Source organism: Rhodococcus sp. HM1 (assembly GCF_023218075.1).
In the GTDB taxonomy this organism is placed as follows: Bacteria; Actinomycetota; Actinomycetes; order Mycobacteriales; family Mycobacteriaceae; genus Rhodococcus.
Window position 1 is genome coordinate 28591 of the sequence record NZ_JALPTB010000030.1, and the last position, 22259, is coordinate 50849.

General features: G+C 69.8%; 18 protein-coding genes, 1 tRNA gene and 1 pseudogene. 10 read left to right on the forward strand and 10 right to left on the reverse strand.

The window, feature by feature from the left end; genetic code table 11:
- Positions 1–91 precede the first annotated feature (91 nt).
- The 4 genes from egtA to egtD are packed head-to-tail and all read left to right on the forward strand — an operon-like array spanning position 92 to position 4311.
- Positions 92–1306 carry an ergothioneine biosynthesis glutamate--cysteine ligase EgtA gene (egtA, locus tag M1M07_RS16740; protein WP_248674953.1) on the forward strand — a complete coding sequence of 405 codons (1215 nt, stop codon included), beginning with the start codon at positions 92–94 and terminating at the stop codon, positions 1304–1306.
- Positions 1307–1326: 20 nt separating this feature from the next.
- A complete protein-coding gene (gene egtB / locus M1M07_RS16745) occupies positions 1327–2616 on the forward strand; it encodes an ergothioneine biosynthesis protein EgtB (protein ID WP_248674954.1) in 1290 nt (429 codons plus the stop codon).
- Positions 2609–3358, forward strand: coding sequence for an ergothioneine biosynthesis protein EgtC (gene egtC, locus M1M07_RS16750; protein ID WP_248674936.1), 750 nt, complete (start codon positions 2609–2611; stop codon positions 3356–3358). The genes egtB and egtC overlap by 8 nt, the downstream gene beginning before the upstream one ends.
- Positions 3355–4311, forward strand: coding sequence for an L-histidine N(alpha)-methyltransferase (gene egtD / locus M1M07_RS16755; protein ID WP_197253044.1), 957 nt, complete (start codon positions 3355–3357; stop codon positions 4309–4311). The genes egtC and egtD overlap by 4 nt, the downstream gene beginning before the upstream one ends.
- Here egtD and M1M07_RS16760 read toward each other — a convergent pair.
- Positions 4312–5223: pseudogene (locus tag M1M07_RS16760) on the reverse strand (DMT family transporter); the annotation flags it as partial.
- Here M1M07_RS16760 and M1M07_RS16765 point away from each other — a divergent pair.
- Complete coding sequence (locus M1M07_RS16765) at positions 5222–6640, forward strand: PLP-dependent aminotransferase family protein (RefSeq protein ID WP_248674937.1); 1419 nt, start codon at positions 5222–5224, stop codon at positions 6638–6640. The pseudogene M1M07_RS16760 and the gene M1M07_RS16765 sit on opposite strands and share 2 nt — an antisense overlap.
- Positions 6641–6691: 51 nt before the next feature.
- Complete coding sequence (locus M1M07_RS16770) at positions 6692–7912, forward strand: MFS transporter (RefSeq protein ID WP_248674938.1); 1221 nt, start codon at positions 6692–6694, stop codon at positions 7910–7912.
- A gap of 9 nt (positions 7913–7921) precedes the next feature.
- On the opposite strand, the gene M1M07_RS16775 is transcribed toward M1M07_RS16770, so the two are convergent.
- Both M1M07_RS16775 and M1M07_RS16780 read right to left on the reverse strand, forming a co-directional pair.
- Positions 7922–9028 (reverse strand): NAD-dependent epimerase/dehydratase family protein, encoded by a 1107-nt coding sequence (locus M1M07_RS16775; RefSeq protein WP_248674939.1) that lies wholly within the window; start codon positions 9026–9028, stop codon positions 7922–7924.
- A 51-nt stretch (positions 9029–9079) separates the two neighbouring features.
- The gene (locus M1M07_RS16780) at positions 9080–11659 is read right to left on the reverse strand and encodes a LuxR C-terminal-related transcriptional regulator (RefSeq protein WP_248674940.1); all 2580 of its coding nucleotides are present in this window, start codon (positions 11657–11659) and stop codon (positions 9080–9082) included.
- 283 nt (positions 11660–11942) lie between these two features.
- Between M1M07_RS16780 and M1M07_RS16785 the strand changes: the two genes are divergently transcribed.
- Together M1M07_RS16785 and M1M07_RS16790 are read left to right on the forward strand one after the other, a co-directional pair.
- The gene (locus M1M07_RS16785; RefSeq protein WP_197253040.1) at positions 11943–13043 is read left to right on the forward strand and encodes an LLM class flavin-dependent oxidoreductase; all 1101 of its coding nucleotides are present in this window, start codon (positions 11943–11945) and stop codon (positions 13041–13043) included.
- A 40-nt stretch (positions 13044–13083) separates the two neighbouring features.
- The gene (locus M1M07_RS16790) at positions 13084–13776 is read left to right on the forward strand and encodes a ZIP family metal transporter (protein WP_197253039.1); all 693 of its coding nucleotides are present in this window, start codon (positions 13084–13086) and stop codon (positions 13774–13776) included.
- 21 nt (positions 13777–13797) lie between these two features.
- On the opposite strand, the gene M1M07_RS16795 is transcribed toward M1M07_RS16790, so the two are convergent.
- The 7 genes from M1M07_RS16795 to M1M07_RS16825 form a co-directional block, all read right to left on the reverse strand.
- A complete protein-coding gene (locus M1M07_RS16795) occupies positions 13798–13980 on the reverse strand; it encodes a YbdD/YjiX family protein (RefSeq protein ID WP_197253038.1) in 183 nt (60 codons plus the stop codon).
- Positions 13977–16310 carry a carbon starvation CstA family protein gene (locus M1M07_RS16800; protein ID WP_248674941.1) on the reverse strand — a complete coding sequence of 778 codons (2334 nt, stop codon included), beginning with the start codon at positions 16308–16310 and terminating at the stop codon, positions 13977–13979. Before M1M07_RS16800 ends, M1M07_RS16795 begins: the two co-directional genes overlap by 4 nt.
- Before the next feature lie 149 nt (positions 16311–16459).
- The gene (locus M1M07_RS16805; protein ID WP_248674942.1) at positions 16460–17128 is read right to left on the reverse strand and encodes a hypothetical protein; all 669 of its coding nucleotides are present in this window, start codon (positions 17126–17128) and stop codon (positions 16460–16462) included.
- 170 nt (positions 17129–17298) lie between these two features.
- Positions 17299–17928: a DUF2461 domain-containing protein gene (locus M1M07_RS16810; RefSeq protein ID WP_248674943.1), complete on the reverse strand. Its 630-nt coding sequence runs from the start codon at positions 17926–17928 to the stop codon at positions 17299–17301.
- A 28-nt stretch (positions 17929–17956) separates the two neighbouring features.
- Positions 17957–18934, reverse strand: coding sequence for a ribose-phosphate diphosphokinase (locus M1M07_RS16815; RefSeq protein WP_197253035.1), 978 nt, complete (start codon positions 18932–18934; stop codon positions 17957–17959).
- Entirely contained in the window at positions 18931–20409 is a 1479-nt protein-coding gene (gene glmU / locus M1M07_RS16820; RefSeq protein ID WP_248674944.1) for a bifunctional UDP-N-acetylglucosamine diphosphorylase/glucosamine-1-phosphate N-acetyltransferase GlmU, read from the reverse strand. The genes M1M07_RS16815 and glmU overlap by 4 nt, the downstream gene beginning before the upstream one ends.
- Before the next feature lie 71 nt (positions 20410–20480).
- Positions 20481–20552, reverse strand: a tRNA-Gln gene (locus M1M07_RS16825).
- A 218-nt stretch (positions 20553–20770) separates the two neighbouring features.
- On the opposite strand from M1M07_RS16825, the gene M1M07_RS16830 reads away from it, so the two are divergent.
- A complete protein-coding gene (locus M1M07_RS16830; RefSeq protein ID WP_197253033.1) occupies positions 20771–21364 on the forward strand; it encodes a TetR/AcrR family transcriptional regulator in 594 nt (197 codons plus the stop codon).
- Positions 21365–21535: 171 nt separating this feature from the next.
- Positions 21536–22171 carry a ScbR family autoregulator-binding transcription factor gene (locus M1M07_RS16835; protein ID WP_197253032.1) on the forward strand — a complete coding sequence of 212 codons (636 nt, stop codon included), beginning with the start codon at positions 21536–21538 and terminating at the stop codon, positions 22169–22171.
- Positions 22172–22259 lie beyond the last annotated feature (88 nt).

The window sequence follows — 22259 nt, forward strand, 5'->3', positions numbered from 1 at the left end:
CGGTGTTCTCACGGCGCTGCGGCAACGGGCGCGTTAGGCTCGTCCCAGTCCTGGCTCGGCGGCGAGAGAGGGTGATCGAGTGGCGACTGCGATCAACACGGCGTACTCGCGCGCTGCCCTCACGTCGCGGGCCGAGGCGGTGGCGCACGTTCGCCGCAGCAGTTTCCGGTTCGGGCCGCCGCGGTTGATCGGGGTGGAGCTGGAATGGCTCACCGCCCGTGCGGACGGCACGGCGGCCCGTCCCGAACTCCGGTCGATCGTCGATTCGCTCGGTTCGCATGCCCCGCGGACGGTGGCTCCGACGTCGTCGGCGCGACCGTTGCCGTCGGGCAGTGTGGTCACCCTCGAACCCGGTGGCCAGGTCGAACTGTCCAGCGTGCCGTGCGCGTCGGCGCGGCAGGTGTGCGACCGTCTCGTCGCGGATGCCCGGATGCTGCGCTCGCTGCTGGCCCGGCGGTCGCTGCTCATGCTCGATTCCGCCGGTGACGGCGTGCGGCCGCCGCACCGGTTGCTGCGCACTCCGCGCTACAGCGCGATGGAACTGCGGTTCGACCGGATCGGACCGATGGGGCGGCTGATGATGAACAGCACCGCCGCAGTGCAGGTCAGTGTCGACGCCGGCGCGGACGACGACGAAGTGCGCCGCCGCTGGCACCTCCTGCACGCGATCGGGCCGGCAATGATCGCCGCGTTCGCGTGTTCGCCTGCGCTCAACGGTGTTCCGGACGGCAGCTGGGTGTCGCAGCGCATGCGGACGTGGCTGAACCTGGACCCCGGACGCACCACCCCGGTGTCCGACCCCGCCGACTATCCGGCGTGGGCGCTCGACGCGCCGCTGCTGTGCGTCCGATCGTCCGGCCCCGACTGGAATGCGCCACCGGACGCGTCGTTCGCGGACTGGCTGGACGGCTCCCTGGACGGGGATCTGGGTCGCCGCCCCACCGTCGACGACCTGGACTATCACCTCACCACGCTGTTTCCGCCGGTGCGGCCGTGCGGGCACTTCGAGGTGCGTTATCTCGATGCCCAACCGGGGGATCTGTGGCAGGTCCCGGTCGCGGCGATCGAGGCGCTGCTGAGATCCCGGGCGGTGATGGACGAGGCGGAGGCGATCGCGGCCCCGGTCGCGGACCGGTGGGAGGAAGCCGCACAGCATGGCCTCGCCAGTCTCGAAATACGTGCTGCGGCAGTCGGTTTGCTGGCGCTAGCGGCGGAGGCGTCGCCGGACATGAGATTCACGGCGGCGCTCGATGCCGCGGCGGTCCGGTGCTGCCGCGGTCGCGGACCGGAGGATCAGAGCCGGTGAGCGCGCTGCGGGCACAGGTGATGCGGGATCTCGCCCGCGCCCGTGTCCGCACGGCTGCGCTGACCGACCTCGACGACGCGGAACTGACGGCGCAGCATTCGCCGCTGATGAGCCCGCTCGTCTGGGACCTCGCGCACATCGCGAACCAGGAGGAACGCTGGCTGCTGCGCGAGGCCGCCGGACTGGAGGCCGAGCGTCCCGACATCGACGACCTGTACGACGCGTTCCGTCATCCGCGGGCAACCCGGAACGGTCTACCGCTGCTCGATCCCGCACAGGCCCGCCGGTACGCCGACGACGTGCGGGCGCGGGTGACGGAATCGTTGGAGAAGTGTGAATTCGACACCGACCTCACCCGCGACGGATTCGTCTACTCGATGATCGCGCAGCACGAACAGCAGCACGACGAGACGATGCTCGCGACCCACCAGTTGCGTTCGGGCCCACCGGTGTTGTTCGCCCCGGAGGCGCCGCGCACCGGACATCCGGTCGAGGCGGACGAGATCACGGTCCCGGCTTGCGAAGTCGAGATCGGGACGTCCATCGATCCGGCAGCACTCGACAACGAACGGCCCGCGCACCGCGTGCACGTGCCTGCGTTCCGCATCGACACCTTCCCCGTCACCAACGGCCGCTATCTCGAGTTCATGGCCGACGGCGGATACGACCGCCCGGAGCTGTGGAGCGAAACCGGCTGGGAGCACCGGCTCCGCGCGGGTCTCGAGGCCCCGCAGTTCTGGACGCGGCAGCACGACGGCACGTGGTGGCGCCGCCGATTCGGGGTCATGGTGCCGGTGCATCCCGACGAACCGGTCGTCCACGTGTGTTTCCACGAGGCCGACGCCTACGCACGGTGGGCCGGGAAGCGGCTGCCCACGGAGGTGGAGTGGGAGACGGCCGCGCGATGGAACCCTGTGGAGCAGCGCAGCACCCGATACCCGTGGGGCGACGTCGATCCCGGCCCCGAGCATGCGAACCTCGGGCAGCGTCACCTCGGGCCCGCGGTCGTCGGCGCGTATCCGGCGGGGGCGTCGCCGCTCGGGGTGCAGCAACTGATCGGTGACGTGTGGGAGTGGACGTCGTCGGGTTTCGAACCCTATCCGGGGTTCGTGGCGTTCCCGTACCGCGAGTACTCCGAGGTGTTCTTCGGCGGCGACTACCGGGTTCTGCGCGGTGGTTCGTTCGGTACGGACGCGGTCGCGTGCCGCGGGACCTTCCGCAACTGGGACCATCCGATCCGTCGCCAGATCTTCTCCGGATTCCGTTGTGCCCGAGATATTCCCGACACTCCGGACGTCGCGGATGTGTAGGCATCTGGGCTACCTCGGCCCGGTGCGCACGGCCCGGTCGCTGATCGCCTACGGTCCGCACTCGCTGTTCCGCCAGTCGTGGGCGCCGAAGGACATGCGCGGCGGCGGCACCGTCAACGCCGACGGGTTCGGAGTGGCCTGGTGGACCGCCGACGGCATCCCCGGCCGGTACCGGAGCGAGAAACCGATCTGGTCGGATCCCTTTGTCACCGAAGGCTTGTCCTCGATCCGGACCGGGGCGATGGTCGCCGCGCTCCGATCCGCGACCGAGGGTATGCCGGTGGAGCGGTCGGCGGCCGCCCCCTTCACGGACGGCCGGTGGGCGTTCAGCCACAACGGGCGGGTCGTCGGGTGGCCCGGGACGCTCGTGTCGCTCGCGGAGCGGCTCCCGGTATCGGAGCTGCTGCGGCTCGAATCGCCCACCGACGCCGCGACTTTGTGGATGCTGCTGCGATCGCGCCTGCGCACCGACAGGCCCGAGGCCGCGCTCATGCGGCTCGTCCGTGACGTGATCGACCTTTCGCCGCACTCTCGTCTGAACCTGTTGCTGGGCAACGGCTCCGGGCTGTGGGCGACCGCGTGGTACCACTCGCTGTGGGTGCTCGTCGACGAGCGCATCGCGGTGGTGTCCTCGGAACCGTACGACGATGATCCGCGCTGGAAGCAGGTGCCGGACCGGCATCTGGTCAGCGCCCGACCGGGACACCTGATCGTGTCCCCCATGGAGGTCCCGAGCGTATGACCGTCGACGTCTATCTGACCCCGGCCGAACTCGACGAGGCGTTGCGGGCCGACGCGCGCCGCGGCCTGACCGCGACCCCGAAGTGGCTGTCGCCGACCTGGCTGTACGACGAGCGCGGCGGGGACCTGTTCGAACAGATCACCCGGCTGCCCGAGTACTATCCGACCCGCACCGAACGTGCTCTGCTGAAAGCGTTCTCGGCGGACATCGCGGACACGATGCGGCCCGAGCTGCTCGTCGAACTGGGGTCCGGATCGTCGGAGAAGACCCGGTTGCTGCTCGACGCGCTCGCCCCCTACCTGCACACCTACGTCCCGCAGGACGTGTCCGAGTCCGCCCTGCAGGGCGCGGTCGCCCGCCTGTCCGCCGACTACCCCGACCTCACGGTGCGCGGGGTGGTCGGGGACTTCACCGGTTCGCTGAGCCATCTGCCCGACGGGGGCCGGCGGATGATCGCGTTTCTCGGGGGCACCATCGGCAACCTGGTCCCGGCCGAGCGGGCGGAGTTCCTGGCCGAACTCGCCGCGACCCTCGACAAGGGGGAGTGGCTGCTGCTCGGCGTCGGTCTCGTCGTCGACCCGGAGATCGTCGTCCCCGCGTACGACGACGCGGCCGGCGTCACCGCCGAATTCGACCGCAACGTGCTGCATGTGCTCAATCACCGGCTCGGGGCGAACTTCGAACCGGATCGTTTCCGGCACGTGGCGCTGTGGGACGCGGACAACGAGTGGATCGAGATGCGGCTCGAGGCCACCGCGGCGATGACGGTGCAGATTCCCGGCCTGGACCTCGAGGTGTCCTTCGACGAGGGTGAGCAGCTACGCACGGAGATCTCCGCGAAGTTCCGGCTCGACGGCATCGCCCGCGAACTCACCGACGCCGGGTTCGTCGTCCGCCACGAATGGGTCGACCCCGACGACCGGTTCGCACTGATCGGGGCGTCGCGTCGCTGACCGGTTGCGGACCGTGGTTGCCGCGCACAGGATCACGGCGGCACCCCCGACGAGGACGGGCACCGTCGGCGGTTCGCCGAGAAGCACCGCGGCCCAGCAGATCGTCATCACCGGCTGGGTGAGCTGGATCTGGCTCACCCGCGTCATCGGGCCGATCGCCAGACCCCGGTACCAGGCGAAGAAGCCCAGGAACATGCTCACCGCGGCCAGATAGGCGAACGCTGCCCACTCGGTGGCCGTGCCCGTGGGCCGGTGGTCGACTACGGCGAGCACGGTCACGGCGAGCGTGACCGGTGCGCTGAGCACGAGCGCCCACGAAATGGTCTGCCAGGAACCGAGTTCGCGCGCCAGCAGGCCACCTTCGGCGTAGCCGATCGCGGCGGCGACGACGGCGGCGAGCAGCAGCAGGTCGGCCGGATGCAATCCGCTGAACTCACCCGACTGCAGCATGCCGAATGCCACCGCGGCGGTCGCGGAAACGGCGGCGGTGACCCAGAACGACGGCGCCGGCCGGTCCCGGCCCCGCACCACGGCGGCGACCGCGGTCGCCGCGGGGAGCAGCGCGATCACCACTGCACCGTGGGTCGCGGACGTCGTGGTCAATGCGTATGCGGTGAGGACAGGGAACCCGATCACGACCCCGCCGGCGACCACCGCGAGCCGCATCCACTGCGCGCCGCGGGGACGTCGCTGCCGAGTGAGGGCCAGTGCGGCGGCCGCGAGCAGGGCCGCGACGACCGCCCGCCCGATTCCGACGAAGATCGCGGACATCGCGCCGTCGTGCACCGCGATCCGGGTCAGCGGCAGGGTGAGGGAGAACGCGGCCACACCCGCCAGACCCCATCCCAGACCGCTTCTCGGGGTCGATAGCACCTGGCTGTGCGCGGTAGTAGCGCTACTATTGGCTCTCATGTCCGACGATAGCAGTAGTGCCCGGATCGTGTCCGATCTTCGGCGCTGGATCGCGACCGCACCGCCGGGCGCGAAACTCCCGTCGACGCGCGCCCTCGTCGCGAAGTACGGCGCCAGCCCGGTCACCGTGCAGGCCGCGCTGCGGACGCTCCAAGCGCAGGGATCGGTGGAAAGCCGCCCCGGGGTAGGCACTTTCGTCCGCGCCGTCCGGGTGGCGGGACCCAGGGACTACGGGTGGCAGACCGCGGCGCTCGGTTCGCCGGACCGCCGTGTACCGCGGCTGCCCGCCTCGCTCCGCACCCTCCCGAACGATGTGATCGCGCTGCACTCCGGCTACCCCGACCGCGAACTGCTACCGGAGCGGCTGGTGCGAAGTGCCTTCGGTCGCGTCGCCCGCAGCGACGCCGTCGTCGGGCGCCCACCGACCGCGGGCCTCCCCGAACTCCAGGCCTGGTTCGCGACCGAACTCGGGGCGGAGACCCCGCTCGGTGTGGCACCCCCGACGCCGAGCGACACCGTCGTCGTCCCCGGCAGCCAGAGCGGGCTCAGCGCCGCATTCCACGCGCTGGTCGGAGCCGGCAACCCGCTGCTCGTGGAATCACCCACCTACTGGGGCGCGATGGTCGCGGCCGCGCAGGCCGGCGTGCAGGTCGTGCCCGTCCCCAGTAGCGCCGGCGGCCCGGACCTCGGTGAACTCGCCCGCGCATTCGACCGCACCGGAGCCCGTGTCTTCTACGCGCAACCGAACTTCGCGAATCCCACCGGCGCGCAGTGGTCGCCGGACCTGGCCGACGACGTCCTCCGCCTCGTCCGCGACGCCGGGGCCTTCCTCGTCGAGGACGACTGGGCACACGACTTCGGGATCACCGCCGATCCGGTGCCGCTCGCGACGCGTGACGACAGCGGGCACGTCGTCTACGTCCGGTCGCTGACCAAGAGCGTGTCCCCGGCCGTGCGGGTCGCCGGGATCGTCGCGCGGGGGCCCGCCCGCGACCGCATCCTCGCCGAAGTGCAGGCCCAGTCGATGTACGTCAGCGGTGTCCTCCAAGCGGTCGCCGTCGACGTCGTCACGCAACCCGGATGGCGCACCCACCTGCGCGGCCTGCGGCCGCAACTTGCCGCCCGCCGGGATCTGCTCGCCCGGTCCCTGCGCGAGCACGCACCCGGGCTGCACCTCGACGCGCTGCCCGCGGGCGGGCTGAACCTGTGGGCGCGGCTGCCCGAGCACACCGACGTCACCGCACTCGTCCGGGACTGCGAGGCCGCGGGGGTCGTCGTGACCGCGGGCGACGAATGGTTTCCCGCCGAACCCACGGGCCCGCACCTGCGGATGAACTTCTCCGGTCCCGACCCGGGGGCGTTTCCCGACGCGGCCCGGATCATCGGCGAGGTCCTGGAACGTCAGCGGAAGGACTGAACAGACGGGCCGGTTGGACAGACACGGGTGGGGCACGGAAGCCTGATCGGTATGGCTTCACCGCGACCCGCGCTGACGACCCCGGTTCTGCTGCTCATGGCGCTGGCGACCGGATTGTGTGTGGGCGCGAACTACGTCAACCAGCCGCTGCTCGACACCATCGCCACGGCCCTCGGCACCTCGCACTCGGCAGCCGCGTTCACCGTCACCGTCGCCCAGGTGTCCTATGCGCTCGGCCTGCTGTTCCTCGTGCCGCTCGGGGACATGCTCGACAAGCGACGACTCGCCGTCGGCCTGATGATCCTCGCGGCCGCCGGGCAGGTGGCCAGCGGATTCGCCCCGAACATCGGGGTCCTCACCGCCGGTATCGCCGTCACCGGCCTGTTCTCCGTCGCCGCGCAGGTGCTCGTGCCGTTCGCCGCGACCCTCGCCGAACCGGAACGGAGCGGCCGGGCGATCGGCACCGTGATGAGCGGGTTGCTGCTGGGGATCCTGTCGGCGCGCAGCGTCGCCGGGCTGCTCGCCGAACTCGGGGGCTGGACCACCGTGTACCGGGCGGGGGCGGTCGCGCTCATCGTCGTCGCGGTCGCGCTGTGGCGGAAGCTGCCGAGCTCGCGGCCCACCGCCTCGACCGGCTACGCGGCGACGCTGCGGTCGCTCGGCACGCTCGCGCGCACGCATCGGCGGCTGCGCACCCGCGCGCTGTTCGGCGCGGTGTCGTTCGGATCGCTGGCGGCCCTGTTCTCGACGATGACGTTCCTGCTGGCCGGCGAACCCTACGGTTTCGGCGACGCGCAGATCGGCCTGGTCGGTCTCGCCGGGGCGGCCGGTGCGCTCGCCGCAAGCTTCGTGGGAAGGGCCGCGGATCGCGGATACGCCCGCCTCACGACCGGGATCTCCGTGGTCCTGCTCGTCGTGTCGTGGGCTGCGCTCGCCGCCGGTGGCCACAGCCTCGCGTGGTTCCTGATCGGGTTCGTCGCCGTCGACCTCGCGGTGCAGGGCGTGCACATCACCAACCAGAATGTCGTCTTCGCGCTGGATCCGGCGGCGCGGGCCCGCATGAACTCCGTGTACATGGTGGCGTACTTCGTCGGTGGGGCCTCCGGTTCGGCGCTGGGGACCGTCGCGTGGACGACGGCCGGATGGTCCGGGGCGTGCATCGCCGGTGTCGCCCTGGCGGTGACCGCGGTCGGCGTGTGGGCACTGGATCTGCGTGCCGAGCGCCTCGCGGTCACGACACCGCCGAAGACGGTCACCGCCGGTCGGAGGTAGCCGCGCCGATCAGGGTCGCGCTCCCACACCGGTGGCCAGTTCCTGTATCCGGCCGCGCACGCTGTCCGGCGCCAGCGGCGGGGTCGGCAGGCCGGCGCCGGAGCGCAGTCCGTCGACGAACTCCCGGAGAACCTCGACGGGGGAGTGGGCCGGTGACCAGCCCAGCTCGGATCGTGCCCGGGCACAGTCCATCAGCGGCAGCCGCAGGACGGTGTCGAACAGCCCGGGCTCGGCCGGGGCGAGGTGGGTGTGCCACGCGGCGGCCGCCGCGGACCGGACGAGACCGCTACGCACCGGGACGACCCGGGCACCGAGCAGATCACCGAGGGTGTGGGCGTCGACCGGGGGTTCGGCGGCGAGGTTGAAGGGACCGCGCACCGGTCGCAGCACGGCCCGGACGTAGGCATCGGCGACGTCGTCGGCGTGCAGAATCTGCATGCTCAGACCGGGCATGTCGGGGACCACGGGGATCGCGCGCACCAGCGAACCGGGGACGAACGGGCCCCCGAAAATTCGGCGCTGCGCCGACGCCGAGCCGCGCTGGAAGATGAAACCGGGACGCATCCGCACGACCCGGATCTGCGGGTGGTCGCGTTCGAACACGTCGAGCCACCGTTCGAGATAAGCCTTCTCCCGCGGATACGCCGCGCCCGGCCAGCCGTGGGTCGGCCACGACTCGTCGACGGCGTGCCCGTCCTCCGGGCCCGGCGAGTAGGCGCCCACCGACGACGCGACCACGATCACCGGAACCTGCGCGTCCGCCGCCGCGGTGAGCGTCCGGATCGTGCCGAGGACATTGTTCTCCCACGTCTTCTCGGGTTTGTGCGTGGGATGGAACAGCCACGCGAGATGGATCAGAGCGCCGGCGCCGCGCATCGTGGAGTCCAGCTCCGCGGTCGCGACGTCGACCGCCTCGAACCGGGCCTTCGGAGCGGTCCATTCGGTGGCGCGGCGCGCAACGCCGAGTATCGATTTCACGGCGTCCTGCTCGCCGAGCGCCCGTACCACGGCGGTGCCCACGTTACCCGTCGCACCGGTCACCACCACGTGGAGTCCGGACGGTGCCGCCTGTGTCTCCTCGCGCTGTGTCTCCTCGCGCTGTGTCTCCTCGCTCATGGACCGGGGCATACCCGCAGCCCGCCGCGGCCAATCGGCGCGTCGCGACGGTCAGGTCAGGTCGGTCGTGGGAAGCAGCCGCAGCTCCCGCGCGCGGCCCACCGCTTCGTAGCGCGTGTGCACACCGAGTTTGCGGTAGATGCTGCGCAGCTGGGTCTTCACCGTGTTCGGGGAGACGAACAGTTCCTTGGCGATCTCCCCGAGCGTCGATCCGCGCGCGAGCAGCGCCAGCACTCCCGCTTCCCGCGGCGACAACTCGACCCGGGCGATGGTGTCGACGAATATCGACTCGACCGGTCCACCCGGCACCGCCGTGCCGCTCCACGCGACCAGCGTCTCGACGTAGCGCGGGGGCAGCGTTGTGAATGCGCGGCGATTGCCGAGCCGGACGGAGAGCATGCACGCGCGGTTCCAGGCACGCACGGCGTCGTCGTGCCCGTCCCGATCGACCTGGGCCGCAGCCTCGAGCAACAGGGCCTCGAGGTGGGCGCGCGGATAACCGCAGTCCGTCCAGGAGACTCGTTTGAGCAGTTTCGACGCGACCTCGGGGTGACCTGTGAGCAGTTCGACGCGCGCGGCCGCCACCACCAGGAACGGGTGGTTGGACGGCTCCTCGTCGACCGTCGCACGAGCTAGATTGCCGTTGCCGAGCGCGAGTTGCAGGTCCACCTCGACGGCGGTGAGCAGTACCCGGGAGAACGCACCGGCCGAGTGCTTGTCACTGTGCGCAGCGATGGCCTGGTGCAACCAGGTCAGACCCGAGTAGGCGTCGTGGGTGGCCAGCGCGTACTGCGAGTGGGCGTAGGCGACGAACGCCCACAGCTCTTCGCGCACACTCGGCCGGCCGAGGAGTTCGAGCGTTTCCTTCGCGGGGGCGAGGTCGAGCACATCGAGATGCTGCAGGACCGCCGCCGTCCGGCCGGAAACCTTGGCTGCGCCGGACCACGACCCGGCGTTGTCGTAGCGGCGGGCCCGGTCGAGCCATTCGCGGACCCGGGTGTTGTCGCCGGCCAGCGCCCAGCCCAGCGCCGAGCCCCCGGCGGATTGGTGTGCCACGAAACCCAGTTCGTACGACACGCCACTCTGGTAGGCGCGCCGAAAGATGGTCGTCGCCTCGGGCAGGTGCCCGGCGAGCTGCAAGGTCAGGGCCCACTGCATCCGCAACAGCGGCAGCTGTTCACCGAAGGCGGCGGGCCGGCGGGCCGTGATGCTCGACACGAGCGGTTCGAACTGCAGGGTGCGCGTCGCGGCCTCCGCGATGCGGCCGCCCCGGCGCAGCGCGATCGTCTGCGCGGTCGCCACGTACAAGTGGTTGACGGCTTCGGTGTGGCGGGCCGGATCCGTGAGGGTCGCGGGGTCGTCGACGAGTTGCTCCCCCAGGATCGGATGGTCGTCGATCATCGAGGTGACCAGGGCCCGCCCGGCCCGCAGCTCGGGATTGTCGACGAGCACGTCGTCGGGCAGCGCCCGCATCACCCGGACGAGCTCACCGAACCGGTTCGAGGCCATGTCCACCCAGGAACGCCGGACGATTTCCGCTGCGAGAGCCCAGTTTCCGGATTCGGCTGCATAGAGCGCCGCCGCCGAGGGCCTGTCCGCATCCATCTCGGACCGGGCGAGCCGGGCCAGCAGCTCGTCGAGACGGCCGGGGTTCTCCCGGCGGGACACGGCCATCACCCGCTCACGGAGGGCCGGCGGCCACCACCAGGTGGGGGCGTCGACACCGAACGAGCCGACCATCAGGCCGACCGTCTCGAGGTGCACCATGAGCCGGCCCGCGTCCGGGCGCCCGGTCAATGTGACGGCGTCCTCCGGGGTGATGCGGCTCGCGGCGGCGATCGACAGCGCGAACGCCCGATGTTCGGGGCCGAGGCGCGCGAGACGCTCGTCGACGTACTTGTCGAGGAGCGCGGCCACACCCGGATCGGGCAGACCGTGCTGACCGGTACGGCTGGTCGGGCGGTTGCGCACGACCGCGGCCGCGGCGGACACCAGCGCCGGCACCCCGCCGAGCGCGTTGTGCAGGTCGCCGAGCGCCGCATCGTGCAGGGTGACCCCGTGCCGGTGGAACAGTTCGGTGGTTTCCTCCCGGGTGAACGCCAGGTCGTCGGCGGAGACGAACGTGGAGTCGATGCCGCGGGCGGTGATGCTCAGCAGCGCGGAGGTGCTGCCCTGCATGCACGCGATCACGTCGACGGTGTGGGACTCGTCGAGCAGATCGAGCAGCGGGGCGATGAGGGTCCGTCCGGTCGTGACGGGTACCCCGGACAGGACCAGCACGATCGGTGTCTCCGACGAGTCCAGGACCCGGACGAGAAGATCGCGCGGACCCGCGGTGGCTTCCGGCACGGCGAGCCCGGCGCGCCGGCAACAGTCCAGGACCACGGCCCAGACCTCGTCCTCGGTGGCATCGTCCGGCAGCGGCGGCACCCACAGCACGGAACGGTCGGGGGTGCCGCCGGCATGCAGCCACGACGCGACCAGCGTGCGTTTGCCGAAACCGGCCGGCGCGAAGACCATCGTCAGCGCCGACTCACGGTCGAGCAGGGCGGACAGTCGGGGTCGTGGCAGCGCACTGCGCAGCGCCCGCCACGACGGCACCCCGGCGCGACCGGGGGTCGGAACGCTCACGCGGACTCCTTCGACAAAGCACGAGCTGAACGAAGGCCACCGCTCCCGATCGGGGGCGTCCCCTCCGGGCCATCGTCAGCTCAGCGTATCCAACAGCATGACGAATCGGACAATCTGCCCCCGATGTCGTCTCACCCCATGATGGTGGTGGTGGGCAGCGACTTTTGCAACGGCCCATATGCAAACCCGGCCTTCGGGAACGCTGTCGACACGAACTCGGGAGTTTTGGTCACGGCGAGAACATCCCTGGGCTTCGTGACCGGCGGGCGCAAGACTCCGTGAGGTGCGCTTCCAGATACTCGACATCATCTTCAATCCGCCGCATCCGGTCACCGGCCGGGTCGTCCCGCCTGCCGACCGGCTCGAACGGGTCGTCGAGATGGCGGTGCTGGCCGAGCAGCTCGGCATCGACAGCTATTCGGTGGGGGAACGGCACGCGGGCGACGTGCTGTCGTCGAGCCCGACGGTCGTGCTCGGCGCGATTGCGCAGGCCACCGACCGGATTCTGCTGTCCACCGGCGTCACGGTCCTGTCCGTTCTCGATCCGGTCCGGGTCGCCGAGGATCTGAGCACCGTCGACCAGCTCAGCCGCGGTCGCCTCGAGATCGTGATCGGCAAGGGCAACGAGGTACTGCAGTATCCGCTGTTCGGGCTGGACATCGGCAGGCAATACGAATACCTGACGGAGAACTACGAACTGCTGCGCACCTTGCTGCGCGAGGAGCACGTCGACTGGACCGGGGACCACCGGCCGCCGCTCACCGACGTGACGACCCTGCCGCGACCGTTCGACGGACCCTTCCGCATCTGGCACGGCTCGGCGACGTCCGCGCACGCCGTCGACCTCGCCGCGAAGTGGGGCGATCCGATCGTGACCGCGAACGCGCTGCAGCCGCGGGAGAACTACAAGGTGCTCATCGACCGCTATCGCGAGCAGTACGCCGCGTACGGGCACGACCCCGAGAAGGCGTACGTCGGTTCGGGTTCGGGCGGATTGTTCCTCGCGGACACCACCGAGCAGGCGATCGACGAGTACCGGCCGATCTACGAAGGGATCGTCCGCCAGGCCGATCAGCGCAAGCACGATCCGGCGGCGGTCGGGAAGGTCACCAGCTTCCGCACCATCGAGGACGCGGTCGAACGGGGGCCGGCGCTGGTCGGTTCCCCGGAACGGGTCGCCGAGAAGATCCTCGACTACCACGCGAGTTTCGGGCACGTCCTGCAGTCGGTGTCCATCAACCACGTGCTGGATTTCGAGCAGCAGAAGGACACCCTGCGCCGCTTCGCGGAGGAGGTGATCCCGCTGGTGCGCGCCGAACTGCCCCCGACCACGTTGTGGTCCGACGCGGACCCCGACCGTGCGAAGGGCTTCGTCGTGGCCTGACGAACCCGCGCGAGTCGACGGCCGGCAATACCATCACGAGATGGCGACCGCCCTCTACTACGGTCTCGGTACTGCGCTTCCGATGCTCGTCGGTGCCGTCATCGGCCTGCGCTACGACCTGCCGAGGCCACTGCTGGCCGGACTTATGGCCTTCGGTGCCGGAGCGATGGTCGCGGCGGTGTCGACCGAGCTGTTCCAGCCGGCGTTCGAGTCGGAAGGGGTCGTCGTCGCCGGGATCGCCCTGATGCTCGGTGCCCTGGTCTATGTGGTTGCCGACCACCTCATCGAGAACCGACTCGGATCTGCGGCGCTCGGTTTCGCCCTGATGCTCGGCGCACTCCTCGACGGGATCCCGGAGAACACGGCCCTCGGTGTCTCGCTCGGCGGCGAGGGCGGCGGTCTCGTCCTGCTGGTGGCGATCGCGGTGGGCAACGTGCCCGAAGCGGTCGCGGGTGCGGCGTCCATGCGCGCGCGACCGAACTTCGACCGCAGCCGGGCAGGTCTGCTGTGGACGACGACCGCAATCGTGCTCGTGCTGGTGGTGGTCGCTGCGAATGCCGCGGCGGACTCGATCTCGGCGCAGTCGATCGCGGTGATCCAGGCGTTCGCCGGTGGCGCGACGATCGCCGTGCTCGCGGATTCGTTGATGCCCGAGGCGTACCGGGAGGGTGGGTGGTGGGTCGGGTTGTCGACCGCGGCGGGCTTCCTGGTCGCCTTCGCGCTCGGTGGCTGACGGCCCGCATCCACCGAACGTTCAGCAGCAGCGGGCGCCGGGATTCGAATCGGTCGCCGCGTGCCGGTCCCGCCAGTACTCGCGTTCGGTCGGCACCGGTTCGCCCGGGTGGAGCCGCCGGTGCAGTTCGACGTACCGCGCGTAGTCGTGGTCGCCCATCAGCGCGCCGACCCACCACCAGACGCGGCGCAGCACGGCGGTCACGACGCACCGTCCTCGCTGTGCGGGTGCGTATGCTCCCGGTGTGCATGATCGGGGTGCACGTGCGCCGCACCGGGCACCCGGACCTTCCCCGCATGGATCAGCTCGTCCCACTGTTTCTGCAGGTCCCGTTCGGCAGGGGTGGGCACGAATCCGGCGGGCGCGAAGATCTTCGACGGGACGTCGGGGGTTTCGGTCGTGGGCAGGCCACCGGCCCGCACCGCGCGCACGCACACCACCACCCCGGCGGCGACGACGATGAGCACCAGCCCCGCGAACACGATCGACAGGGTGCCCTGGATGAACGTGTTGCGGATGACCGCGTTGATCGCCTCCGGGGTGCGCGCCGATCCGAAGCTGGTGGCGCCCGAGTTCTTCGCGTCGACGAACGCGCGGTGCTGCGCCCAGTAGCCGACCGCCCGATCGGACGAGAAGATCTTCTGCCACGACGCGGTCATCGTCACCACGAGATCCCACACGAGCGGCACCCCCGGAATCCACGCCCACTTGACCAGGCCCTTTTTCACGACGATGGTCAGCACCACGGTCAGCGCGATCGCGGCGAGCAACTGGTTGGCGATACCGAACAGCGGGAACAGCGTGTTGATGCCGCCGAGCGGATCGGTGACGCCCATCAGCAGGATCGCACCCCACAGCCCGACGACGACCAGCGTGCAGAACCAGGCGCCGGGACGCCAGGACGGATCCTTGAACCGGCGGGCGGGTCCACCGAAGTTGCCGAGCGAATCCGACAGCATGAACCGGGCCACGCGGGTGCCGGCGTCGACGGTGGTGAGGATGAACAGCGCCTCGAACATGATCGCGAAGTGGTACCAGAACGATTTGAGGCTGTCGCCCCCGAACAGGTCGCTGAGCACCTGCGACATACCGAACGCGAGGGTCGGCGCCCCGCCGGTGCGGGAGATGATCGACTCCTCGCCGACCGCTTCGGCGGCGACCGCGAGTTGCTCCGGCGTGATGTCCGGGCCGCCGAGACCGAGGCCGTTGACGTAGGCCGCGGCGGTCTCCGGGGTACCCCCGGTCAGGGCCTCGGGGGCGTTGAGCGCGAAGTACAGGTGCTGATCGATGATGCACGCGGTGACCAGCGCCATGATGGCGACGAACGACTCGGTCAGCATGCCGCCGTAGCCGATCAGCCGGATCTGCTTCTCCTTCTCGAGCAGCTTCGGGGTCGTGCCCGACGCGATCAGCGCATGGAAACCGGACAGCGCGCCGCACGCGATGGTGATGAACAGGAACGGGAACAGCGATCCGGCGAACGCGGGTCCGTTGCCGGCGATCGCGAACGGGGTGATGTCGGGCATCTCCAACGCCGGGCGGGCGATGAGGATACCGATGGCGAGCAGCGCGATCGTGCCGACCTTCATGAACGTCGACAGGTAGTCGCGCGGGGCCAGCAGCAGCCACACGGGCAGCACTGCCGCGGCGAAGCCGTAGGCGATGAGCAGCCACGCGATCGTCACCTTCGACAGCGTGAACCAGTCCGCGCCCCACTCGGTTTCGGCGACCCAGCCGCCGCCGATGATCGCCAGCAGCAGCAGGACCACGCCGATGACCGAGACCTCCGCGACCTTCCCGGGTCGCAGGTACCGCAGGTACACGCCCATGAACAGCGCGATCGGGATGGTCATGGCGATGGAGAACAGGCCCCACGGGCTCTCGGCGAGCGCGTTGACGACGACCAGCGCGAGCACCGCGATGAGAATGATCATGATGACGAACACGGCGATCAGTGCGGCGACGCCGCCGATCGGGCCGAGCTCGTCACGGGCCATCTGGCCGAGGCTGCGGCCGCGCCGCCGCGACGAGATCCACAGCACCAGGAAATCCTGGACGGCCCCGGCGAACACGACACCGACGATGATCCAGAGGGTTCCCGGCAGGTATCCCATCTGCGCGGCCAGGACCGGGCCGACGAGGGGACCGGCCCCGGCGATCGCCGCGAAGTGATGACCGAACAGCACCCGGCGGTCGGTCGGCATGTAGTCCTTGCCGTTCTCCAACTCCTCGGCCGGTGTCGCCCGTTCGTCGCGCGGTTGCACGATCTTGCGTTCGATGAACCGCGCATAGAAGCGGAACGCGATCAGATAGCTGCACACCGCAGCGATCACGAACCACACCGCGTTGATGTTCTCGCCGCGCACCAGGGCGATCATCGCCCACGCGATCGCACCGAGAATCGCCAGGACGAGGAAGACGACGCGGGCGGTGGGGGAGATCGGCGTCCGGTCCACGACCCCGACCGGAGGGAGGTCGGGATCGGTCCGCAGATGCTCGATGTCCCCGCGTGTTCCTGCCGGTTCGACTGCCATGTCGGCTCCTCCCCGGGTCGACCCGGGTCGGTGGTCCGATCGGCGGGACGAACCTCGTCGGCTGCACGTGATGTGACAGCCGTCACGCTACCGTCTGGTGGCGGGCGGGAACGGGAAAAACCGGGGATGCCGCGTCCGGCGGCAGTGGATCAGGACTGGGCGCTGAGCCGTGCCTTCTCCAGCGCGCCGAGCGTGCGCATGATGGTGGCCTTCTGCTTCTCGAGGTCGCTGCGGCGGGCGCGCGCCGCCAGGCCGGTCTGCTCGGCGACGAGCGCGAGCTGCGCGTCGATCGCGGAGAGCTGGTCGAGCAGCGCGAGGGCGCGGGCCTGGATCTCGTCGACGTCGACGGCGTCGGTGCGCACGGGTGCGGGAGCGGGCTCGGAGGAGCTGCGGGACGACGAGGGGCGCGGCGACGCGGTGCGCGGCTTCGAGGCGCGGGCCGGGGCGTTCTCGGCGACCACGGCGGCGGCGCGCGGACGGAGGGCCTTGCGCACGAGCGCCGGATCGGGCTGCTCGGCGAGCCGAATGTCGTTGAGGGCGCGGCGGGCATCGCGTGCGGCGAGGCGGTGCTCGTACTCTTCCTCGTCGTCGGACTGGAGGGTTCCGCCGATCGGGCGCAGGCCGTACATGCCGACGAACTTGCGCGCTTCCTCGATGATGTCCTCGTGCTTGCGGCAGGTCGCGCAGCGCGGCTCGTTGCGGTACTCCTCGACGCCCTCGAGGTCGCCGCACCATACGCAGGCACCCGGTGTCCACCGTCGTGCTGTCCGGATTGTCGCGGATTCGGTGGGGGCCTCGAGAGTCTGCGCGTCGATCACGAGGAGCCACCTTAAGTGAAAATCGGGCGGCCACGGCGCGTGGGACGGACGTGACCTGCGGGGACGGACGGGAAAGTGACGAAGATCATGTTAGCGGGGCGACCGCGTTAGGCAAAGTGTTGCGGCACAGCGCTTTCCGTACCGGCCGGTCTGCTGGTTTCCGTCGGCCGTCAGGTGGCGGTCGCCGCGGTGAGCCATTCCACGAGCGGACGGAAACGGCGCCAGGCGTCACGGACCTCGTCGAGCGTGCGGGCGCTGTCGAGCCACGGGGGCGACTGTTCGGTGCGTCCCGCGGTGAGCGCCTTGTGGCGCATCAGGTCGAGCCGCGGGTGGTCGGGGTCGACCCCGCGCGGACGCGTCTTCAGTTGGGCGCCACCGATTTCGAAACCTTCCCGGCGCAGCTTTCGGATCAGTTTCTCGAGCTGGGTGCCGCGCCGTTGGTCGTCGACGGCCGCACGGTACGCCTCGATCTGTGCACCGGATCCGGCGTAGAAGCCGCCGGCGACGACCAGACCCGCCGCGTCGACCTGCACGTAGTAGCCGACGCCCGGAGCGGTCTGCACGAAGCCGCCCTGGTGTGTCTTGTACGGCGTCTTGTCCTTGCTGAACCGGACATCGCGATAGGGCCGAAAGACCTTGCCGGTACCGAATTCCGGCTCCAGTTCGGCGAGCAGCGCAAGCATCGGGCCGCGCACGCAGTCGTCGTAGACGGCCTTGTGCGCGGCCCAGAATGCCTTGCTGTTGTCGGCTTCGAGATCCTCGTAGAAGTCGAGTGCGGCGACGGGGAATCCAGTGAACACCCCGACAGTGTGCCCTGTGGAACGGGTTTCAGGCCACGCCGTTGAACAGCGACGTCACCGAGCCGTTCTCGAACACCTCGCGGATCGTCTGCGCCAGGAGCGGAGCGATCGACAGCACGGTGAGGGTCTCGAACTGCTTCTCCGGCGGGATCGGCAGCGTGTTGGTGACGATGACCTCCTTGGCGCCGCACGCGGCGAGGCGCTCTGCGGCCGGGTCGGACAGCACACCGTGCGTCGCGGCGATGATGACGTCACCGGCGCCGGCCTCCTTGAGGACCCGCACCGCGCCGGCGATGGTGCCGCCGGTGTCGATCATGTCGTCGATCAGGATGCAGGTGCGGCCCTCGACCTCACCGACCACGCGATTGGACTTGACCTGGTTCGGCACCAGCGGATCGCGGGTCTTGTGGATGAACGCCAGCGGGGCACCACCGAGGGTGTCGGCCCACTTCTCGGCGACGCGGACGCGACCCGAGTCGGGGGATACCACGGCGATGTTGTCGACGCCGTAGTGGCCGCGGATGTACTCCGCGAGCTGACCCTGCGCGTGCATGTGGTCGACCGGGCCGTCGAAGAAGCCCTGGATCTGGTCGGTGTGCAGGTCGACGGTGATGATGCGGTCGGCACCGGCGGTCTTGAGCAGGTCGGCGATCAGGCGAGCCGAGATGGGCTCGCGGCCGCGGTGCTTCTTGTCCTGACGGGCGTAGGGGTAGAACGGCAGGATCGCGGTGATGCGCTTGGCCGAACCACGCTTGAGCGCGTCGATCATGATGAGCTGCTCCATCACCCACTGGTTCAGCGGGAACGGATGGCTCTGCAGCACGAAGGCGTCGGAGCCACGCACCGACTCCTCGAACCGCACGAAGGTCTCGCCGTTGGCGAAGTCACGCGCGGTCTGCGGCGTGACCTGGATGCCCAGTTCCTTCGAGACCTGCTCCGCCAGCTCGGGGTGTGCCCGGCCGGCGAAGAGCATCAGGTTCTTCTGATTGTCGATCCAATTGGTCACTGGTCCAGGCCGTCCTTTTGCGGTTCGTTCTCTTGCTGCTGCTGCGACGCCAACGATGCTGCCTCAGCGGCGGGGGTCCCGGCTCGATTTCGCTGGACCCATCCTTCAATATTGCGCTGTGGCGCACCCGACACTGCCAGCGCCCCCGGTGGAACGTTCCGCCGGAGCACCGTCCCGGCGCCCGTGTACGCGCCGTCGCCCACCGTCAGGGGGGCCACGAACATGGTGTCGGAACCGGTCCGCACGTGCGATCCGACGACGGTCCGGTACTTCTTGACCCCGTCGTAGTTCACGAACACGCTCGACGCGCCGATGTTGGAATGCTCACCGATCGTCGCGTCCCCGACATAGGTCAGGTGCGGCACCTTCGAATGCGCTCCGATCTGCGCGTTCTTCGTTTCGACGAACGTGCCGATCTTGCCTTCGGCGCCGAGTTCGCTGCCCGGTCGAAGGTACGCGAAGGGGCCGACGGATGCGTCCGCGCCGATCACCGAATCCGATCCGTGGGTCCGCACCACCGACGCTCCGGCACCGACCTGCACATCGGTCAGGGTGGTGTCCGGCCCGATCACCGCGTCCTCACCGATCGACGTGCGCCCGTGCAGTTGCACACCCGGGTGCAGCGTCACGTCCGGTGCGAGGGTGACGTCGACGTCGACCCACGTGGTCGCCGGGTCGATCACCGTCACACCCTCGCGCATCCAGTACTCGAGGGTGCGGCGGTTCAGTTCGGCCGCGAGCGCCGCGAGCTGCACACGGTCGTTCGCTCCGGCGACGCTCACCGCGTCGTCGGTGTAGTGGGCGCGCACGGTCAGCCCCTCGCCGCGGGCGATCGACACGACGTCGGTCAGGTACAGCTCGCCCTGCGCATTGTCGGCGCTGAGCTTGCCGAGCGCCGAGCGCAGCGCGGCGACGTCGAACGCATACACACCGGCGTTCACCTCGGTGATCGCCAGCTGGGTCGGGGTCGCTTCCTTGTGCTCGATGATCGCGGTGACGTCGCCGTCGGTGGTGCGCAGGATCCGGCCGTAGCCGGTGGGGTCGGCCGCGGTCGTGGTGAGCACGGTGACGGCCGCAGCTTCGGGTTCGGCGTGCGTCTCCAGCAGGGCGCGCAGCGTGTCGCTGTCGAGCAGCGGGACGTCCGCGGCCGTGACGACGACGGTGCCGGCGAAGTCGTCGGGAAGGGTGGTCAGTGCGCACTCGACGGCGTGGCCCGTGCCGAGCTGCTCGTCCTGCACGGCGACGCGAACGTCTCCGTCGAGGTGGGCTGCGAGGTCGGTGACGGCGGTGGAGATGCGTTCACGGTCGTGACCGACGACCACGACCAGGTGATCCGGGTCGAGCGCCGCCGCCGCGCGCACGGAATGCTCGAGCATGGTGCGGCCGCCGAGCGAATGCAGCACCTTGGGGGTCTTGGACCGCATCCTCGTACCCGCTCCGGCGGCCAGGACGACTATTGCGGTCTGCACTTGCATGAAGCTCCCTCGACGTTCGACATGCGTCATGGACGAGCGTGTGAGGGCCGGGTCGGCCCCCGTTCGCCTTGCTCCGCCGCCAGGACTCGAACCTGAACTATCTGAACCAAAATCAGAGGTGCTGCCGATTACACCACGGCGGATCGCCGCACGTCCGCGAAGTGAACCCCGGGGCGTGCGGTGTGATCCTCGCATGCCGATACGGTCGGCGTCGAACGCGGGGCGGAGACGAGGCGGTCCGCACGGCCCGCAGATTAGGCTCGGCTCCGGGGCCCAGCGTGCAAGCAGGTGTGGCGCCGGAAAGGAAACCGTCGTGTCGCGAACACCGCAACATCAATCGGAGCGGACACCGCGTATCCGCATGACCGGTACGCAACGCCGCGAGCAGTTGATCGAGATCGGCCGGGCCCTGTTCGCCGAGCGCGGTTACGAGGGCACGTCCATCGAGGAGATCGCGCAGCGCGCCGCCGTGTCCAAGCCCGTCGTCTACGAACACTTCGGCGGGAAGGAAGGGCTCTACGCCGTGGTCGTGGACCGCGAGATGACCATCCTCATGTCGATGGTCACCGAGAGCCTGACGCGGAACCGGTCCCGCGTCCGCGTCGAACGGGCCGCGCTCGCGCTGCTCACCTACATCGAGGAACGCACCGACGGTTTCCGCATCCTGGTGCGCGACTCCCCGGTCGCCGCCGAGGAAGGCACCTACTCGAGCCTGCTCAACGAGGCGATGCGTCAGGTCGGCACCCTGCTCGCCGGCGACTTCGCCCGCCGCGGCCTGGACCCGGACCTTGCGCCGCTCTATGCGCAGGCCCTCGTCGGCATGGTCGCGACCACCGCGACCTGGTGGCTCGACGAACGCAGCCCGTCGAAGGAGGTCGTCGCGGCGCACCTGGTGAACCTGTGCTGGAACGGCCTGACCCGGCTCGAAGCCGATCCGACGCTCGGCGCCGATTGATACAGTCGAAAGTCCGCGAATACCGAGGTAGACGACACCGCGGTGGTACCGTTGCCCGGCCGATTCGTAGAAGCGACGGGATTGAGGTGACAGTGGTTTCCCGCACGTCGATTGCCTGTGCCGAGCGCGTCCGGGCCGAGCGCCCTGTTCCCGTTCGCCGGGGGCGCTGAGATGGCACGTCAGGTTCGCGCCGAGGCCACCCGGGAATCGGTGCTGCGCGGCGCCGCCGAGGTCTTCGTGCGGCTGGGATACGCGAACGCCAGCCTCAACGAGATCATCGACGAATCGGGCGTGACCAAGGGCGCGCTGTACTTCCACTTCGGCTCCAAGGAGGAGCTCGCCCGCGGCGTCATCGACGCCGGTTTCGCCCGCTCGGCGGAGGCCGGTCTCGCCAAGATCGACGAACGCACGCCGGCGCTGGAGACGATGATCGAGCTGTCGGTCCTGTCCGTCGACCTGTCGGTCTCCGACCCGGTGGTCCGTGCGATGTTCCGGCTCGTTCTCGAGATCGGCGACTATCGCGGCTCCGGCGACAACCTGTTCGAGATGTGGCTCGGCACGTTGCAGCAGCTGGCGCGCCGGGCGCAGGAGGAAGGCGACCTGTCCCCGGATTTCGATCCCGATGCGGCCGGTCTGATGGTGCTGCAGATGGTCGTCGGGGCGCGCACCGTCGCCGCCGGTCTCGGTCGCCGCGACCGGTCGATCGAACACATCGAGCTGATGTGGACGAACCTGCTGCCGTCGCTGGTTCCGGCGACGAAGGTCGAATACTTCCGGCAGTTCGCCGCGCGACGCCTGCGCGTCTGAGCCGCCCGCGGCTGCGCGTCTGACGACGCCCCGGCGGGTTATCTGTATCCGTCGGTAACGGACTGTTACTGTGCCGTGAACTGCGCGC

Bases quoted from the DNA above. Each gene is read 5' to 3' on its own strand.
- egtB (WP_248674954.1), top strand. From the start codon at position 1,327: ATGCGGGATCTCGCCCGCGCCCGTGTCCGCACGGCTGCGCTGACCGAC.
- egtC (WP_248674936.1), top strand. From the start codon at position 2,609: ATGTGTAGGCATCTGGGCTACCTCGGCCCGGTGCGCACGGCCCGGTCG.
- egtD (WP_197253044.1), top strand. From the start codon at position 3,355: ATGACCGTCGACGTCTATCTGACCCCGGCCGAACTCGACGAGGCGTTG.
- M1M07_RS16765 (WP_248674937.1), top strand. From the start codon at position 5,222: ATGTCCGACGATAGCAGTAGTGCCCGGATCGTGTCCGATCTTCGGCGC.
- M1M07_RS16770 (WP_248674938.1), top strand. From the start codon at position 6,692: ATGGCTTCACCGCGACCCGCGCTGACGACCCCGGTTCTGCTGCTCATG.
- M1M07_RS16775 (WP_248674939.1), bottom strand. From the start codon at position 9,028: ATGAGCGAGGAGACACAGCGCGAGGAGACACAGCGCGAGGAGACACAG.
- M1M07_RS16790 (WP_197253039.1), top strand. From the start codon at position 13,084: ATGGCGACCGCCCTCTACTACGGTCTCGGTACTGCGCTTCCGATGCTC.
- M1M07_RS16800 (WP_248674941.1), bottom strand. From the start codon at position 16,310: ATGGCAGTCGAACCGGCAGGAACACGCGGGGACATCGAGCATCTGCGG.
- glmU (WP_248674944.1), bottom strand. From the start codon at position 20,409: ATGCAAGTGCAGACCGCAATAGTCGTCCTGGCCGCCGGAGCGGGTACG.
- M1M07_RS16830 (WP_197253033.1), top strand. From the start codon at position 20,771: ATGACCGGTACGCAACGCCGCGAGCAGTTGATCGAGATCGGCCGGGCC.
- M1M07_RS16835 (WP_197253032.1), top strand. From the start codon at position 21,536: ATGGCACGTCAGGTTCGCGCCGAGGCCACCCGGGAATCGGTGCTGCGC.